Genomic DNA, 17,485 nt, shown 5'->3' with positions numbered 1-17,485 from the left:
TGGTGTTAGCGGGCCGAGCGCCGGGCCGCTCCCTAGCCGGCCCGCCTGGGGCGATGTGCTTGCCGGTCAATCCGGCAAGCATCGCCGTCCCCTCGGGGGCTGAGGCCGGACACACGGCGCCCAGTGGGCGCCGTGTGCCTGCCGAAGGGCTGCGGCTCATGCCGCAGCGCGGTCTGCAAGACCGGTCAAGTATTTCTTGGACGAGGGGCTTCATTCCTCCGGGGCCTGCCAACGCAGGGTCAGCTGGGTGCCGCCGCCTTCGCGCGGACCGAGTTCCAGCGTCGCGCCGATGGCGCGGGCGCGTTCGCGCATGCCGATCAGGCCGAGATGGCCGGGACGGCGCTCGAAGCCCGCCTCCAGGCCGCTGCCGTCGTCGACGACACCGAGTTCGATCTCGTCCTCGCAGCCGTAGAAGTGGATCCTGACCTCGGTGGGCCGGGCGTGGCGCAGCGCGTTTTCCAGGCCTTCGCGGGCAATCATGAAGAGAGCGTACTCGACCTGCACCGGCCAGCGCTGGGTCAGCAGCTCCTCTTCGGCGTCCAGCACCAGGCGCACGCCGGGGTGCAGGGCGCGGCGCTGGGCGATCTCGTTGTCCAGCGCCGCGGCCAGGCCTTCGTCCTCCAGCAGCGGTGGGCGCAGGTCGACGAGCACCTGCCGCACATCGCGCAGCGCCTGGTCGACCAGGCCGCGGGCCTGCTGGCGGGCCTCGGCGGCACCCAGGTCCAGCATCAGGCGCAGTGCCGTCAGCGTCTGGCCGAGTTGATCGTGCAGGGCCTGGGCCAGGCGCTGGGTGGTGCGCCTCTCCTGGTCCATCAACTGCTCGGCCAGCGCCGACAGCGCCGCCTCGGCGTCGATCTGCACCGAGATGTCGACGACGACGCACAGCAGCAGCGCGCGGCCGGCCAGTTCGAGCGGCTCGGCCACCAGCTTGGCATGCAGGCGGCAGCCCGAGTGCGGGCGCAGCTCGCGGTCGTCGATCTCGGTGCGCCCGTCCACGCCCGGCAGCGGCGCCAGGCCGAGCGCGTTGGCGTGCTGGCCGACGACAGACAGCGTCGGCCAGCCGAGCAGGCGGCCGAGCTCATCGTTGGACTCGACGACGGTCTCGCTGGCGACGTCGAACAGCGCGATGCCGATGGGCACGGTGTGGAAGAGGGCGCGGAACTTGGACTGGCTGTCGGTCAGCGCCTGCTCGGTGAATTTGGCGATGGTGATGTCGGACAGCGTGGCCAGCACGCGGGCCGGCTGGCCGCGGGCGTCGCGCTCCGTCCAGCCGCGGCAGCGCAGCCAGCGTGCTGGACGTGCACCAGGCCCGGCCAGGCGCAGGTCGATGTCCAGCGGCGCGCCATGCTGCAGATGCGATTGCAGGGCTGCGCGCCATTGGCCCTGGTCGTCAGCGTGCAATTGCTCGGCGAAGCGGCCCGGGCGATCCAGCAGCGCCAGGGCACGCGGCGACAAATACTCGCTGTCGGCGGCGATATCCCATTCCCACAGCCCGTCGGCCGCGCCCTGCATGGCGCGGGCATAGCGGGCCTGCTCGGCATCGACGTTGCCGAGGTCGCGGGCGACATAGAGCCAGCCGGCAGCATCGGGCAAGGGCGCGATGCTGGCCTCGAAGCGCGCCAGGCGACCGCTCTGGGTGCGCAGCGCATAGCGCAGGCGTTGCGGGGTCGACGTGCAGGCCGCGGCGACGCGCTGCGCCAGGGCGGGCGGGCCGACGCTTTGCAGTGGGCGTCCGTGCAGCGTCGCCCAGGGCGCGTGCAGGTCAGCGTGGTCGGGGTGATTGCAGGCCGCGAAGCGGAGATCGGGGCCGATCAGGAAGCACAGATCGGGCAGGGCTGCCGCGATGGCCGGCGCGGCCTTTGTCCAGGGCGCGCGGTCCGGCATTTCAGCGGCTTGACGTATGGTGTTTGCGGTGCTGATTTCGCGGGCCGAGCGCCGGGCCGCTCCCTAGCCGGCCCGCACTGGCGATGTGCTTGCCGGTCGATCCGGCAAGCATCGCCGTCCCCTCGGGGGCTGAGGCCGGACACAGTGCGCCCAGTGGGTGCGCTGTGCTTGCCGAAGCGCTGCGGCCACTGGCCGCGGCGCGGTCCAGGCCAAGGTACTCCTTGGACGAGGGGCTCATCAAAGAGTACCGTAGCTGTGCAGGCCCGAAAGGAACATGTTCACGCCGAGGAAGGCGAAGGTCGTCACCAGCAGGCCGACCAGCGCCCACCAGGCCGAGGCCATGCCGCGCAGGCCCTTCATCAGCCGCATGTGCAGCCAGGCGGCGTAGTTGAGCCAGACGATCAGCGCCCAGGTCTCCTTGGGGTCCCAGCTCCAGTAGCCGCCCCAGGCCTCGGCGGCCCAGAAGGCGCCGAGGATGGTGGCGATGGTGAAGAAGGCAAAGCCGAGCGCGATGGCCTTGTACATCAGGTCGTCGAGCTGGGGCAGGTCGGGCAGGCGGGCCGTGATGCGGCTGCGCAGCGCGACGGCCAGTGCGAGGAAGGCCGCGACGCCGGTGATCTTGTAGGCCCAGCCGTTCAGGCCGGCGACGGTGGCGGCGTCGACCGTGGCGCCGAAGCGTACGGCCAGGATCAGGGCGACGATGCCGAGCGGCATCGCGATGAGGCCGATGACGAGGGCCCGCGTCGTGGCCGTCTTCAACAGAAAGGCCAGGGCCACCATGGCGGCCAGCGCAAAGCTGCCATAGCCGACGAAGTTGGCCGGCACGTGGATCTTCATCCACCAGCTCTGCAGGGCCGGCACCAGGGGCTGGATCTCCTGCGCCTCGCGGGCCAGCGTGTACCAGAGCAGGAAGCTGACCGCGCCGCTGACGACCAGCATCACATAGGCGCCCAGCGAGCGCGTCGCGAAACGGGCCTCGTAGTAGAGGTAGAAGGTGGTCGTCAGCCAGCAGAACAGCACGAAGACTTCGTAGAGGTTGCTGACGGGGATGTGGCCGATGTCGGGGCCGATCTGGTGGCTCTCGTACCAGCGCACCAGAGTGCCGACCAGGGCCATGAAGACGCCGCCCCAGGCGAGCTTGGAGCCGACCACCTCGGCCATGCTGTTGCGCCCGGCGCCGGTGAAGAAGCCGCCCCAGTAGAACAGCAGGCTCATGTAGAACAGCAGGCTCATCCACAGGATGGCGCTCTGGCTGGACAGCATGTACTTCAGCCAGAAGACCTTCTCGCCGGCGGCGAGGTCGGCGCCAAAGGCGTCGGTGTGCTGGGCATAGAGGCCGATGGCGACGAGGGTGGCCGCGCCGACGGCGACGCTCAGCCAGCGCAGCGGTTTCCAGAACCAGCCCAGCGCGACCAGGGCCGGCATGGCGCACAGCAGGATGCCCTGCTCATAGCCATCCATGCTGGCGTGATAGCGGCTGAAGGCATAGCCGCCGCCGAGCAGCACGAGGGCGGCGAAGAGCCAGTCGAGGGTGTCGCGGCGCTGCAGCGCGTGGCGGCGCGGCAGGTCGAAGGTGGTCGTGTTCATGCGTGATCCTTGAGCACTGCAGCCTTGAGCTGAGCGAAGAGCGTAGCGTTATCGGGCGATTCACGCGTGCTCGACATGGCCATGCGCACCTGCGAGCCGCCGATGTCGGCGCTGGGCGCAATCCAGACCCACAGCCGCCTCTCCTTGATGTAGAGCATGGAGAAGACGCCGACGATGAGCAAGAGCGCCCCCAGATAGACCAGTTTCTGACCAGGGGCACGGGCCACCTGGAAGACGCTGGCCTGCACCTGGTCGAAGTTTTCCAGCTGCAGCAGCATGGGGGCGGGGTAGTAGAGGCTGTCGGACAGCGACAGCACGGCCTGGGTCATGAAGGCCTGGGATGCGGCGTCGGTGGCGGCCGGCTTCAGGCCGGCGCGCTCGCGGGCGATCTGGTGCAGTTCGAACAGGCTGCCGTTGAGGATGCGCAGCAGCACCTCGGAGACGCGCTGGCGGTCGGACTCGGGCACGTCGCGTTCGATGAACTGCGACAGGGCCGGCAGGCCACCCTTGACTTCGTCGCCCGGCTTGGCGGCGGCGCCCGAGAAGAGTGTCAGCGCGCGCTGGGCCGTCAACTTCAGCTGCGGTGTCAGCTGGGGCTGGTTGGGGGGCGTGGCGGCGGCCGCATAACGCTGGGCGGCGGCGTCGCGCAGGGCCGGCGTGGCCAGGGCCTGGCGCAACTGCAGCCAGCCGTCCAGCGCACCGTTTTCGTCGGCCGGCATGCGCAGGTAGCGGAAAGCCTCGGCGGGCGTGTCACGCACCCCGGCGAGGAAGACCTTGTGGCTGTCCAGTTCGACGGGCAGCATGTAGTTGTTGTACTCGCGGGCCTGGCCGGCGGCGTCGCGCAGCTTGTAGCTGAAGCTCGGGCCGACGTTGTGCAGGGTCTTGGCCGTGTCGCCCTTGGCGCCGCTGCCGAGGTGCTTGCCCAGGGAGTCGGCGAGGTCGACCTTGCGCACATCGGCGCCGCTGGCATTGGTCGAGTCGCCAGCCAGGTTCTCGACGTTGATGACGCGCAGGCCGTCCAGCTCCAGCGTCTGGTCGCCGAAGGCCAGCTTGGTGCCGACGCGGCCTTCGATCTTCACGGGCGTGCTGCCGCCGGCGAGGGGGAAGCCCTTGAGCTGCAGCTTGCTGCCGCCGTCCTCGAAGCTGCTCTGGTAGATGGCCAGGCCCTTGTGGATGACGGGCTCGTTGACCTTGACCGTGGCCTCACGCAGCGTCGCTCCGTCATGGATGACGATGTCGCTGGCAAAGCTCTTGGGCATGCCGGTGGGGTAGTAGTCGACGCTGAACTTCTTCAGCTCGATGTCGAAGGGCAGGTCCTGCAGCACGACGCCGCTGGGCAGGCTCAGCACGGCTAGCCCCGAGCGCTGCTTCTCGGCGACCGACACATTGCCGCGGAAGCTCGGGTTGCCGGTGGACAGGCGGTGTTCCGGCCGGATGTCGGAGACGAAACCCGAGCCGGTGTAGAGCTGCTTGCCCTGGGCCCACATCGCCAGCTTGACCATGGCGTTGCCGTCCAGCACGCCACCGATGAGGATGAGCACGATGGCGGAATGGGCGCAGAGGTAGCCGATCTTGTTGGCCGCGCCGCGGCGGGCCGCGATCATGGTGCCGTGCTCGCGCTGCTGCACGCGCGCCTTCCAGCCGAGTTCGGTCAAGGCCCTGCCGATCTCGGCCACCGCCATGGGCGGGTTGCTGTGCAGCTCGCCGATGGCCTTGTGGTGGTGGGCCTGCAGGGATTGCTCGCGCACGCCCTCCTTGTAGCTCTTCAGGTCGACCAGGATCTTGGGCGCATTGCGCGCGATGCACAGGCTGGTCGACAGCACCAGGAAGGTCAGGATGACGAGGAACCAGGGCGCGCTGTAGACGGTGTACAGGCCCAGCTTGCCGAACACCTCGGCCCAGAAGGGACCGAACTGGTTGACGTAATTGCCCATGGGCTCGCTCTGGCGCAGCACGGTGCCGATGACCGAGGCGATGCAGATCACGCTGAGCAGCGTGATGGCGAAGCGCATGGACGACAGCAGGTCCAGCAGTTCACGGGCGACCGATTGGCGGGGGACGGCGGCTTGGGACATCAGGCGCTAGGGGCAGGGGCAAGAAAAAAGGCCGGTGGGGATCACCGGCCTTCGTTCCTCGAGGCTTGCGTGAGGTTCAGCGCAGGCCGGCGATGTAGTCGGACACAGCCTTGATTTCCTTGTCGTTCATCTTGGCGGCGATGGCGACCATCATCGGGCCATTGGCGCGGCCGCCGGCGCGGAAGGCCGTCATTTGCGCTTCGACATAGTCGCCATGCTGGCCGCCCAGGCGCGGGTACTGGGCCGGCAGGCCGGAGCCGGACGGGCCGTGGCAGCCCGCGCAGGCCGGCACATTGCGCTCGGCGATGCCGCCGCGGTAGATCTTCTCGCCCAGGGCGACGCTGTCCTTGTTCTTGGCAAAGCCCGGCTTGGCGGTCTTGGCGGCGTAGAAGGCGGAGACGTTGCGGATGTCTTCTTCCGACAGCGGGGCGGCCATGCCGCTCATGACGGCGTTCTTGCGCTTGCCGCTCTTGAACTCGGTCAGCTGCTTGGCCAGGTATTCGGCGTGCTGGCCCTGCAGGATGGGGTTGGCCGGGCTGCCGCGCGAGCCGTCTGCCGTGTGGCAGGCGGCGCAGACCTGGGAGGAGATGGCGCCGCCCTTGCCGAGATCGGGCTTGGACGCAGCGGCAGCGGGCTCGTTCGCGTGAGCCGTGGCGGCCAGCATCAGACTCGACAGGAGGAGAGCGACAGTCTTCATGGATTTATTCGGTTTCGTTGGGCGCAACTTCCGAATTTTACAATGCTGAACCACAGCGCCCGAGCTAGACATGACCGACAAGATCCCTGAGGCCGTCCCGGCCGAGCCTCTCACCGAGAAGCTCGCCCTGGCCTGGACGCATACCGCGCGCTTCCTGACCACCGCCAGCCAGCTGGTGCACCTGCCCGCCACCGAGCTGCCCGAGGTCGCCTTCGTCGGCCGCTCCAACGCCGGCAAGTCCACCGCCATCAACACGCTGGCGCAGCAGAAACGGCTGGCTTTCGCGTCCAAGACGCCGGGCCGCACCCAGCACATCAACCTGTTCGAGCTGGGTCCCAAGGACGCGGCCGACGCCCTGTTCGCCGACCTGCCCGGCTATGGCTATGCCGCCGTCAACAAGTCCGCCAAGCTGCGCTGGCAGAAGGTGATGGCCGACTACCTCGAGGTGCGCCGCAGCCTGTCGGGCGTCGTGCTGATGGTGGATTCGCGCCTGGGGCTGACCGACCTGGACAAGCAATTGCTGCAGTTCGTCGCCGCCCGCGTCGCGACCGGCGAGATCAAGCTGCTGGTGCTGCTGACCAAGTCCGACAAGCTCAATCGCAAGGAAGCCGATGCGGCCCTGCGCTCGACGACGGAATTCCTCGCCGCGATGACGACCGATAACTCGGACGTGGCGGTGACGCTGTTCTCGGCGCTGAAGAAAAGCGGCGTCGGCGACGTCGCCGTGGCGTTGCGCGAGTGGGTGCTGGCGCACCAGAGCCCGGGCGAGGTGCCTGACGAGGTGCTCGCCGCAGCGCCGCTCGCCGAGCCGGAAGACTGAGCTTCAGCCTCCGTCGAGGTCGCTCATCAGCGTATCGACGGCACGCTGGACGACGTTGTCGTCTTCCAGGGCCGTGATGAGGCCGTTGGACAGCAGGGCCTCCAGCGCGCGGCGGGTCAGCGGCAGCCGCACTTCCGAGTCGCGACCGACGAAGAGCAGGAACTGCCGGCCTTCGCTGATCCAGGCGATCTGCGCGGTATGCCAGTCGCCCTGGATGAAGAGATGGAACCAGCGGCCGATCTGCAGGCCGTCGATCCAGCGCTGCAGGGCCGCGCGGGCGTCGGGCGAATCGTGCTCGTTGTAGAGCTGCACCGGCACGGTGGGCAGCTCGCCGCGGTCGACGTCGGCGCTCAGCCAGTGCGAAGGCACCTGGGAGTCGCGCTCTTCCATCAGGCGCTTGACGATTTCGTCGGCCGAGGCCGGGGCGCTGCTCGCCGCACTGGAAGCCGGCGGCGGTGCCACGGGGCGGCGATCGGCCGGGTCCAGGGCCGGCAGGCCGCGCAGCAGGCGCGCGTGCTGGCCCATCAGCTCGGACAGGGCCGGCTCACGCTTGGCGTCGGAGAGCTGGATGCTGTCGCAGCCGGTGACGAGGCGCTCGATGAGGACCGGCAGGCGCATGCGCAGGGCCTCGCGGTCGGCGAGGTCGCGCGGCGTGGTGAGGCTGTCCAGCACGGCGTCGACCATCTCCATCGCGGCATGGGCTTCGTGCGAATCGCGGCCCCAGCGCACCATGGCCGTGACGATGACGTCGACCCAGTGCGTCTGCAGGAAGCGGTGCATGCGCGGGCCGAGCGGCGCACCGGTGATCTGGTGGTCGATCTGCTCGCGGATCAGCTCGCGCCAGTCGCTGCGCAGCTGCTCGCGCTCCAGCGCGGCCAGTGCGACGGCATTGAGTTCGCTGCTCTGGCGGGCTTGATGGTCGATGTGGGCGTCCACGCGCGCCAGCACCTGCTGGAAGAGCAGGGCCGTCGGCGTGGGGGCATCGACGAGGAGCTGGGCCTCGGCCTCCATGAAGCGCAGGAAGCCGACGAAGCGCGGATCGTCGGCACGGTCGAAGGCCATGCCATGGGCGGCGACGCGATTCAGCAGCGCCCAGGTCGGGTGGTCCTGGCGGCGCAGCAGCATGCTGTCGCTGCGCGCCAGGCGCACGACGGCGATCTGCAGCCGCGCCAGCAGGGCCTTCAGCGGCGGCAGCAGGCGTGGGTCGGCCAGGATCTGGTCATAGAGCCGGCTCAGCATGTCCGGCCCGGTCGAGCGCACGAAGGGGGCGGGGGCCAGCGGGTCGCGCTGCGTGACGGGGCTGTGGTGCGCCAGACCCTGGGGCCGGGAATTGACCGCATCGACGCGGCGCGACAGGCCGTCCAGCGTGCCGTGCGCGGTCGGCCGCGTGCTGACGCCGCGGGCCGCTGCCAGGCGCTGGTGGGCCAGCGGGTCGGTCTGGGCGTGGCCGTGGGAGGCCACCATGTCGCTGATGTTGGCGGCGTGCAACGTCGCGCAGGCCTGCACATAAAGGCGGTTCAGGGCCCGGGCCAGCGGCGTCGCGGCCACGCGCATCAATTCGTACTGGGCCTGGGCGCCGAGGGGGCTGGAGGCCAGCGCATGGTGCAGCGCATGGGCGAAGAGGGCGGGGCGCAGCGGGTTGTCGCGCTCGCGGGCGCGGGCGATGCCGCGCAGCGCGGCAAAGAAGTTGCCGATCTGGTGCAGTTCAGCCCGGCTCATCTCCTCGGCCGCATGGGCGACGTGGGCGATGGCCACGTCCTGCAGCGCCTGGTGCTCATCGACGAGGCTGAGGCTTTCCAGGCCGCCGAACTGAGCGGGGTTGCGGTGCAGGGGATMGTCGCCGCGGCGGCCGGCCTGCAGCAGTTCGATGAGCTTGCCTTCGAAATCGGTGGCGAAATGCGCGCGCACCTTGCGCCAGGCCTCGCGCAGCGGATAGTGCTGGGGCTGGGCGTCGAGTTCGTCCTGCATGCTGTTGAGCAGGTCGCGGGCCAGCGGGCCGGCTTCGGTCAGCGCGTGGTCAAGCAGGTCGTGAGGATGCGGGCTGAAGGGCATGGACGCTATCGGGGGGCGTGATGAGATTATCCGGCGCCAGGCTGGTGCCTCCCGAGGTGTTGCCCACTCTTACTGACCCCTCAACCGTATGGCAAACGCCGCACTTCAGAACCTTTTCACGCTTTTCCAGACTGGGCGCCATGCCGAGATGGCCGCCCAGGCCCGTGCCCTGCTGGCCACCCACCCACAGGACGGCGAGCTGTGGAAAGCGCTGTCCGTCGCTCAGCAGATGCTGGGCGAGGACGCGCTGCCGGCGCTGGAGCAGGCCCTCGCCCTGCTGCCGGGCGATGCCGAACTGGCGGCCAACCTCGGCGCCTTGCTGGCAGCACGGGGGCGCTGGCCGGAGGCGAAGGCGGCCTACGAGCGGGCGCTGAGGCTGCAGCCGCGCCTGGCGGGCGCGCACAACAACCTGGGCAATGCGCTGCTGGCGCTTGGCCAACCCGCCGAAGCACTGGGCGCCTTCGACGCGGCGCTGGCCCTGCAGCCGGGCCTGGCTGCCGCCGCGGGCAACCGCGGGCGGGCGCTGCTGGCGCTGGGGCGGCATGCGGACGCGGCGCGGGCTTTCGAGCAGGCGATGGCCGCGCGCCCGGCGGACGCGGGCCTGCGTGCCCATGCCGCAACGGCCTGGGCGGCGGCCGGGCGGCCGGCTGATGCGCTGGCGAGGTGGCGCGAGGCCGTGGCCCTGGCGCCGGCGGATGTCGACCACCGCTTCGCCCTGGGCAATCTGCTCAACGAGACCGGGGACGCGAACGGCGCCGCCGATGCCTGGGAGGCCGTGCTGGCCCTGGATGCCGGCCATGCCGAAGCCGCCTGCAACCTGGCCCTGCTGCGGCCGCAGCGCGGCGAGGCGGTGTTGACCGCGGCCCTGGCTGCTGGCCCGGCCGGCGAGCGCCGGGCGGCGGTGCTGGCCAATCTTGGCGGCATCAGGGCCCAGCAGGGCCGCTATGCCGAGGCTGTGGCCGCTTGCCGCCAGGCCGTGGATGAGACGCCCACGTCGCCGCAGGCGCTGAGCAACCTCGCGCATGCCTTGAAGCAGCAAGGCAGCCTGGACGAGGCCGATGCCGTGCTGAGCCGCCTCATTGCCTTGGACCCGGCGCTGTTGACCGCGCGCAGCGACCGTCTGCTGTTGCGTGCGTATCGCGGGCAGACTGCTGCGCTGCGGGGTGAGGCTGAGGCCTTTGGGCGGGCTGCAGCAGCGCCTGCCGTGGCGCGGCCTGCCCGCGCTGCCGGGCCTTTGCGCGTGGGTCTGGTGTCTGCCGATCTGCGCACCCATCCGGTCGGGCGCCTGGCCCAGGCGTGGCTGCCGGCGCTGGCGCGGCGCTGCGAGCTGTTCGTCTATGCCAGCCATGCCAGCGACGACGGCCTGACGCAGCGGCTGCGGGCCGCGGTGCCACGCTGGCTGCAGGTGGCCCCATGGAATGACTCGGCGCTGGCACAGCGCATCGCGGCCGATGGCATCGACGTGCTGGTCGACCTGAACGGCCACACGGGTGGCCATCGCCTGGGTGTGTTCGCGCGCCGGTCGGCGCCTCGCCAGTTCAGCTGGCTCGGCTATGCCGGCAGCACCGGCCTGGCCGAGGTGGATGGCTTCATCGCTGACCGCTGGCTTTTGCCGGCAGGCTCGGAAACGGCTTTCGTCGAGCCCCTGCTGCGCCTGCCTGACAGCTTCACCGTCTATGCGCCGCCCGCCGAGGCGCCGGCCGTGACCGTGCGCGAGGGCCCGGTCTGCTTCGGCTGCTTCAACGCGCTGCACAAGCTCGGCGACGGCGTGCTGGCGCTGTGGGCTCGCGTGCTGGAGGCGACGCCCGGCAGCCGCCTGCTGCTGAAGGCGCCCGGACTGCAGCACGAGGCCGGTCGCGCCGCCCTGCTGGCGCGCTGGCCGGGCGACGCGGCGCAGCTGGACCTGCAGGGGCCGGGGCCGCTGGCCGACTATCTCGGCGCCTTTGGACAGGTCGACATCGCCCTCGACCCGGCGCCCTACAGCGGCGGCATGACGACGCTGGACGGACTCTGGATGGGCGTGCCGGTGCTGACGCTGCCCGGGGCGGCGCCGATCTCGCGCCAGGGGCTGAGCTTCATGCAGACCCTGGGGCTGGCGCCGGACTGGGTCGCGGCGGACGAGGACGACTGTGTGCGCCGGGCGGCGCGCTGGGCCGGTGACCGCACTGGCCTGGCGGCACTGCGCGCCGGCCTGCGCGAGCGCATGGCCGCCAGCCCGCTCTGCGATGCCGAACGCTTTGCCACAGACTGGCTGGCGCTGGTGCAGGCATGATGCGCGCCGTCGCCACCTACCCCTCGCCCATGAAGCGCTTTCTCGGTTTCAGCCTGGCCTGCCTCGCCACCCTCGCGCATGCGCAAGACGCTGCGACCGCCAAGCCGGACCTGCCGCTGTGGGAACTGGGCCTGGCCGCCGGCGCCCTGTCCCAGCAGGCCTATCCGGGCGCGGACCAGCAGGTCACGCGCACGCCGCTGCTGCCCTATGTCATCTACCGCGGCAAAGTGCTGCGGGCCGATGACGAAGGGGCCGGGCTGCGCGCGGTGCGGACCGAGAGCTTCGAGCTGGATGTGTCCTTCGCCGGCTCGCTGAGTGCCGGCGGCAAGGAGCTGCGGGCGCGCGCGGGCATGCCGCGGCTGCACTCGCTGGTGGAGTTCGGGCCGGTCGGGCGCTGGTATCTGAACGGCCGCAAGGCCGCCGACAGCCTGACCTTCGAGCTGCCGCTGCGCGGCGTGTTCGAGGCCAGCGACCTGCGCCGGCATCGCGGCATGAGCCTGGAGCCGGAACTGGCCCTGGAGCACCGTTCGCGGGCGGGTTGGAGCTATGGCGTCAGCGCGGGCCTGCTGTTCGGCGACCGGCGTCTTGGGGCGACCTATTACAGCGTCGCGCCGACCGAAGTGTTGGCGGATCGGCCGGCCTACGCGGCCCGCGCCGGGCTGATCGCCTGGCGACTCAAGGGGGGCGTGTCGCATCAGCTGACGCCGGATGTGCGCCTGTTCGCCATCGGCCGCATCGACAGTGTGGCCGGGGCCGCCAATCGCGACAGTCCGCTGGTGCGCCAGACGACGGGCGCCAGCATCGGTATCGGGCTGACCTACACGTTCAAGCGCTCGGAGGCTCGTGCGACCGACTGAGCTTCTGACGAGGCAATGAAAAAGGGCTCCCTCGCGGGAGCCCTTTGTTTGTCAGCGACGGGTGAGTCGCCGGCGTGGACTTACATGTCCATACCGCCCATGCCACCCATGCCGCCCATGCCGCCAGGCATGCCGCCGCCGGCAGCTTCGTCCTTGGGGGACTCGGCAACCATGGCTTCGGTCGTCAGCATCAGCGACGCGACGGATGCAGCGTTCTGCAGGGCAGTGCGCGTCACCTTGGTCGGGTCCAGGATGCCCATTTCGATCATGTCGCCATAGGTGTCGTTGGCGGCGTTGAAGCCGTAGTTGCCCGAACCGGCCAGCACGGCGTTGACGACGACGGAGGCTTCGCCACCGGCGTTGTAGACGATCTCGCGCAGCGGCGCTTCGATGGCGCGCAGCACCAGCTTGATGCCGGCGTCCTGATCAGCGTTGTCGCCCTTGATGGCGCCAGCAGCTTGCTTGGCGCGCAGCAGCGCGACGCCGCCACCAGCCACGATGCCTTCTTCAACGGCTGCGCGCGTGGCGTGCAGCGCGTCTTCGACGCGGGCCTTCTTTTCCTTCATCTCGACTTCGGTGGCAGCACCGACCTTGATGACGGCAACACCGCCGGCCAGCTTGGCCACGCGCTCTTGCAGCTTCTCGCGGTCGTAGTCGCTGGTGGCTTCCTCGATCTGGATGCGCACTTGCTTGACGCGGGCTTCGATGTCGCCTGCAGCGCCGGCACCGTCGATGATGGTGGTGTTTTCCTTGCCCACTTCGACGCGCTTGGCCTGGCCCAGGTCGGCCAGCGTGACCTTCTCCAGCGTCAGGCCGACTTCTTCGGCGATGACCTTGCCGCCGGTCAGGATGGCGATGTCTTCCAGCATGGCCTTGCGGCGGTCGCCGAAGCCAGGCGCCTTGACGGCGACGACCTTCAGGATGCCGCGGATGGTGTTGACCACCAGCGTCGCCAGCGCTTCGCCGTCGACTTCTTCAGCAACGATCAGCAGCGGGCGGCCGGCCTTGGCCACTTGCTCCAGCGTGGGCAGCAGGTCGCGGATGTTCGAGATCTTCTTGTCGAACAGCAGGACAAACGGGTTGTCCAGCAGCGCGGCTTGCTTCTCGGGGTTGTTGATGAAGTAGGGCGACAGGTAGCCGCGGTCGAACTGCATGCCTTCGACGACGTCCAGCTCGCTGTCCAGGCTCTTGCCGTCTTCGACGGTGATGACGCCTTCCTTGCCGACCTTGTCCATGGCTTCGGCAATGATGCGGCCGACTTCCACGTCGCTGTTGGCCGAGATCGTGCCGACTTGAGCGATTTCCTTGGAGGTGGTGGTGGCCTTGGAGGCCTTCTTCAGCTCGGCGACCAGGGCGGTGACCGCCTTGTCGATGCCGCGCTTCAGGTCCATCGGGTTCATGCCGGCGGCCACGTACTTCATGCCTTCGCGCACGATGGCCTGGGCCAGGACCGTGGCGGTCGTGGTGCCGTCACCGGCGTTGTCAGACGTCTTGGAAGCAACTTCCTTGACCATCTGCGCGCCCATGTTCTGCAGCTTGTCCTTCAGCTCGATTTCCTTGGCCACGGACACACCGTCCTTGGTCACGGTGGGGGCGCCGAAGGAGCGCTCGAGCACCACATTGCGGCCCTTGGGGCCCAGGGTCACCTTGACCGCATTGGCCAGGATGTTCACGCCTTCAACCATGCGGGCACGAGCCTCGCCGCCAAAGATCACGTCTTTTGCTGCCATTTGATTCTCCGGATACTTAAATTGGGGTCAGAGTCGAATTTCGAACTCTTGATCAGTGAGGACGGAGCATCACTGCGTGATGGGCCATCCCCATGACATTACTTTTGCACCACAGCGAAGAGGTCTTCTTCGCGCATGACCAGCAACTCGTCGCCGTCGACCTTGACGGTCTGGCCGGAATACTTGCCGAACAGCACGCGGTCGCCGACGACGACGTTCAGGGCCACGAACTCGCCCTTGTCGTTGCGCTTGCCCGGGCCGACGGCCAGGACTTCACCTTGATCAGGCTTCTCGGCGGCGTTGTCGGGGATGACGATGCCCGAGGCGGTCTTGGTTTCTTGCTCCAGACGGCGAACGATCACGCGATCGTGCAGGGGGCGCAGCTTCATGGAATCTCCTTGAGAGTTGGAACTGGAGCGGCCGCAACGCCGCGGCTCGCCGAAAAAACGGGGCCGCCAGCTCAGAAACCAGTCGGCCCGATTCGTTAGCACTCGAATGAGTCGAGTGCTAGCAGTCAGGCATTATAGGGACGGAGTGTGGCGATTCAAGCCTTGCCAGGCCCGGGCTTGCCATATCGCGCCGAAGCGCTGGCGTCCGACCTGGCAGCTGCACGCCGGGCAAACGGCGGCGCCAATGAAAAACGACCGCCGTGGCGGTCGTTCTTGCGGGTCAGGCGGCGCTCAGCGGGCAGCGCGGCGGCGGGTCCAGCCCAGGCCGGCGAGGGCACCCAGGGCCAGAGCCACGCTCGTCGGCTCGGGCAGGCGACCCGGTGCGTCGGCCGTCTTGAAGCTGATGTCATCGAGCAGGATGGTCTGGTCATCTGCCGAGAAGACCACCTTGCGGGCCACGCCCGTGAAGTCCAGCTTGGCGTTGATCCAGTTGCAGAACACCAGGGTGTCGCAGCTGGCGGCGGTTTGGTTGTCCAAACCCCCGCCGAGATCGTTGCCGGCGGCGTCGTACACATGAATCGAGAAGTGGGGAGCACCCACGCTGCCGGCGTAGACGAAGGACAGGGTGTCGACGAAGCCGCCGGCCAGGTCCAGCGTCAAGCTGGCGCCGACGCCGACGGGCTTGGTCGGGTCCTGGGCGAGATAGAGCGCGCCGCAGCTGCTGTCGCGGAAGAAGCTCACCTTGCCAGGGGTGTTGTTGGGGCCGTAGTTGCAGGCAGCCGAGGTAGCCCCCCAGGAGTCGCCACTGGCGACAACGCCCAGGGCGGAGTATCGGGTGGTCAGCGCTGCAGTGGTCTGCAGGTCCTCGAAGTCCAGGAAGACCGCACCGGCCATGGCCGACTGCATGGTGGCTGTCAAGGCGAGTGCCAGAAGTTTGCTCGTCGCGCGCATGGCGTTCTCCGTCCGGGTTTGTTCGAGTTGGGGTTGTGGCTGGACTTTAAACAAGCGTCCTCCCGCCGGGCCGGCTGACGCCCCTTCAGTTGAGGGGGAGTCAAGTACCTAGGGGCCGCGCTTGAGGGGGGTCAAGCGTGCTGGCGGCGTGAAGTCGGGCTCGGGCAGGGCGGTTGCGGCCGGCCGGGAGGCCTTGGCTACACTGCCGCCGGTGGAAACCAAATGGCTTGAAGACTTCGTCAGCCTGGCCGAGACGCGCAGCTTTTCCCGCTCCGCCCAGCTGCGCCACGTGACCCAGCCGGCGTTCTCGCGCCGCATCCAGGCGCTGGAGGCCTGGGCGGGGGTCGACCTCGTGGACCGCTCGTCCTATCCGACCCGGTTGACGGCCGCCGGCGCGACGCTGCTCGCCCAGGCCGTCGAGCTGCTCGGCAACCTGCAGGCCACGCGCAATATGTTGCGCAGCCACCAGGCGTCGGACCAGGACATGATCGAGTTCGCCGTGCCGCACTCGCTGGCCTTCTCCTTCTTCCCGCATTGGCTGATGGGGCTGCGCCGCGGCTTCGGCGCCATCAAGTGCCGGCTCAACGCGGCCAATGTGCACGACGCCATGCTGCAGCTCAGTGAAGGCAATTGCGATCTGCTGCTGGTCTACCACCACGCCAGCCAGCCGCTGCAGCTGGACCCGGAGCGCTACCAGATGGTGTCGCTCGGCCATGAGACCCTGTCGCCTTACGCCAAGGCCGACACGAATGGCGAGCCGCTGTTCCGCCTGCCCGGTCGGCCTGGCCAGAAGATCCCCTTTCTCAGTTATGCCGCCGGCGCCTATCTCGGCCGCCTCGTCGAGCTGATCGTCAAGGAAGCCGACTGCGCGCTGAACCTGGATGCCATCTACGAGACCGACATGGCCGAAGGCCTGAAGGCGATGGCGCTCGAAGGCCATGGCTTCGCCTTCCTGCCTGCCAGCTCGGTGCAAAAGGAGATCGCCAGCGGCCGTCTCGTGCCAGCCGCGGCGCCAGGGACTTTCAGCGTCAGCATGGAGCTGCGCATCTATCGCGAGAAGCCCGAGCTTTCGCGCCGGCTCAAGCCTGCCTCCTTGGCTTTGTGGGACTATCTGCTGTCTCAGGCATGAGCTCATCCAGCTTCGGCATGCATCGTGTAAACCCGGATTCGGGCTGAACGCGGGGCGTGGTCTGCTAGTGCCTGTTATCGATATCCACTTCCTGTTGTTGGAGTCTCCATGAAGAAAGTTCTGCTCGTCGCGGCCCTGTTCGCCGGCGTCTCTGCCGTGCATGCCGAAGACACGCTGAAGAAGATCAAGGACAGCGGCGCGATCACGATGGGTGTGCGCGAATCCTCTGGCCTGTCCTACACCATCGGCGATGGCAAATACGTCGGCTATCACATCGATGTCTGCGAGCACGTCATCGCCGATCTGCGCAAGCAGCTGGGCGGCAAGATCGACGTCAAGTACCAGCCGGTCACGTCGGCCAACCGCATCCCGCTGACGGTCAATGGCACCGTCGACCTGGAATGCGGCTCCACCACCAACAACGCCACCCGCCAGAAGGACGTCGCCTTCGCCGTGACGACCTATGTGGAAGAAGTGCGCATCGCGGTGAAGGCCAACTCGGGCATCACCAATATCAATCAGCTCAACGGCAAGACCGTCGCGACGACGACCGGCACCACCTCGGTGCAGACGCTGCGCAAGCACGAGCGCGCCACCGGCGTCGACTTCAAGGAAGTCTTCGGCAAGGACCACGCCGACAGCTTCCTGCTGCTGGATTCCGGCCGCGCCGACGCTTTCGTCATGGACGGCTCCATCCTGGCCAAGAACATCGCCACGTCCAAGAACCCTGCGGACTTCAAGATCGTCGGCGAGGTGCTGTCGGTCGAGCCAATCGCCATCATGATCCGCAAGGACGACCCCGGCTTCAAGACCGCCGTCGACAACAGCATCAAGGCCATGATGAAGTCGGGCGAGATGGCCAAGATCTACGACAAGTGGTTCCTGCAGCCCATCCCGCCGACCAACACCAAGATCGGCCTGCCGTTGTCGGCTGCCACCAAGGACGCCTGGGCCAACCCCAACGACAAGCCGATGGAAGACTACGCCGCGAAGAAGTGATTCGCGCGTTGACCTGAACGGCTGCAAAGCGGGTGCCTGGCAC

At 68.5% G+C, this 17,485-nt stretch carries 13 protein-coding genes; 5 read left to right on the top strand and 8 right to left on the bottom strand.

Translation table 11 applies throughout. From position 1 onward, the window contains the following. Positions 1-210: 210 nt before the first annotated feature. The 4 genes from AC1D2H_RS20515 to AC1D2H_RS20500 all read right to left on the bottom strand — a co-directional run bounded on the left by AC1D2H_RS20515 (position 211) and on the right by AC1D2H_RS20500 (position 6,243). Positions 211-1,884, bottom strand: a complete 1,674-nt coding sequence (locus AC1D2H_RS20515) for a PAS domain-containing sensor histidine kinase (RefSeq protein ID WP_477931052.1) — start codon at positions 1,882-1,884, stop codon at positions 211-213. A 237-nt stretch (positions 1,885-2,121) separates the two neighbouring features. Next, positions 2,122-3,471 (bottom strand): c-type cytochrome biogenesis protein CcsB, encoded by a 1,350-nt coding sequence (gene ccsB / locus AC1D2H_RS20510; RefSeq protein WP_477931050.1) that lies wholly within the window; start codon positions 3,469-3,471, stop codon positions 2,122-2,124. Next, the gene (locus AC1D2H_RS20505) at positions 3,468-5,546 is read right to left on the bottom strand and encodes a cytochrome c biogenesis protein ResB (protein ID WP_478012254.1); all 2,079 of its coding nucleotides are present in this window, start codon (positions 5,544-5,546) and stop codon (positions 3,468-3,470) included. The genes ccsB and AC1D2H_RS20505 overlap by 4 nt, the downstream gene beginning before the upstream one ends. Positions 5,547-5,622: 76 nt before the next feature. Next, the gene (locus AC1D2H_RS20500) at positions 5,623-6,243 is read right to left on the bottom strand and encodes a c-type cytochrome (protein WP_478012253.1); all 621 of its coding nucleotides are present in this window, start codon (positions 6,241-6,243) and stop codon (positions 5,623-5,625) included. A 70-nt stretch (positions 6,244-6,313) separates the two neighbouring features. Here AC1D2H_RS20500 and yihA point away from each other — a divergent pair, with 70 nt between their 5' ends. Next, complete coding sequence (gene yihA / locus AC1D2H_RS20495) at positions 6,314-7,063, top strand: ribosome biogenesis GTP-binding protein YihA/YsxC (protein WP_478012252.1); 750 nt, start codon at positions 6,314-6,316, stop codon at positions 7,061-7,063. Positions 7,064-7,066: 3 nt separating this feature from the next. Here the strand turns inward: yihA and AC1D2H_RS20490 are convergent, their stop codons facing one another. Beyond that, a complete protein-coding gene (locus tag AC1D2H_RS20490; RefSeq protein WP_478012251.1) occupies positions 7,067-9,115 on the bottom strand; it encodes a DUF1631 family protein in 2,049 nt (682 codons plus the stop codon). Between the two features lie 148 nt (positions 9,116-9,263). Here AC1D2H_RS20490 and AC1D2H_RS20485 point away from each other — a divergent pair, with 148 nt between their 5' ends. After that, entirely contained in the window at positions 9,264-11,387 is a 2,124-nt protein-coding gene (locus tag AC1D2H_RS20485; RefSeq protein ID WP_478012250.1) for a tetratricopeptide repeat protein, read from the top strand. Beyond that, positions 11,384-12,244 (top strand): MipA/OmpV family protein, encoded by an 861-nt coding sequence (locus AC1D2H_RS20480; protein WP_478012249.1) that lies wholly within the window; start codon positions 11,384-11,386, stop codon positions 12,242-12,244. The genes AC1D2H_RS20485 and AC1D2H_RS20480 overlap by 4 nt, the downstream gene beginning before the upstream one ends. Positions 12,245-12,324: 80 nt before the next feature. On the opposite strand, the gene groL is transcribed toward AC1D2H_RS20480, so the two are convergent. From groL to AC1D2H_RS20465, 3 genes are all read right to left on the bottom strand, one after another. Further along, positions 12,325-13,974, bottom strand: coding sequence for a chaperonin GroEL (gene groL / locus AC1D2H_RS20475; protein ID WP_477931036.1), 1,650 nt, complete (start codon positions 13,972-13,974; stop codon positions 12,325-12,327). 98 nt (positions 13,975-14,072) lie between these two features. After that, positions 14,073-14,363 (bottom strand): co-chaperone GroES, encoded by a 291-nt coding sequence (locus AC1D2H_RS20470; protein ID WP_056202831.1) that lies wholly within the window; start codon positions 14,361-14,363, stop codon positions 14,073-14,075. 291 nt (positions 14,364-14,654) lie between these two features. Then, positions 14,655-15,314, bottom strand: coding sequence for a hypothetical protein (locus AC1D2H_RS20465; RefSeq protein WP_477931035.1), 660 nt, complete (start codon positions 15,312-15,314; stop codon positions 14,655-14,657). A gap of 211 nt (positions 15,315-15,525) precedes the next feature. Here AC1D2H_RS20465 and AC1D2H_RS20460 point away from each other — a divergent pair, with 211 nt between their 5' ends. Together AC1D2H_RS20460 and AC1D2H_RS20455 are read left to right on the top strand one after the other, a co-directional pair. Beyond that, positions 15,526-16,443, top strand: a complete 918-nt coding sequence (locus AC1D2H_RS20460) for a LysR substrate-binding domain-containing protein (RefSeq protein WP_477931033.1) — start codon at positions 15,526-15,528, stop codon at positions 16,441-16,443. 108 nt (positions 16,444-16,551) lie between these two features. Beyond that, positions 16,552-17,442: an amino acid ABC transporter substrate-binding protein gene (locus AC1D2H_RS20455; RefSeq protein WP_477931032.1), complete on the top strand. Its 891-nt coding sequence runs from the start codon at positions 16,552-16,554 to the stop codon at positions 17,440-17,442. The last annotated feature ends 43 nt before the right edge of the window (positions 17,443-17,485 follow it).

Source organism: Roseateles sp. P1_C1_2 (assembly GCF_056406535.1).
Note: the sequence above shows the minus strand (reverse complement) of the source record. Positions and strands in the feature narration are given on the sequence as shown.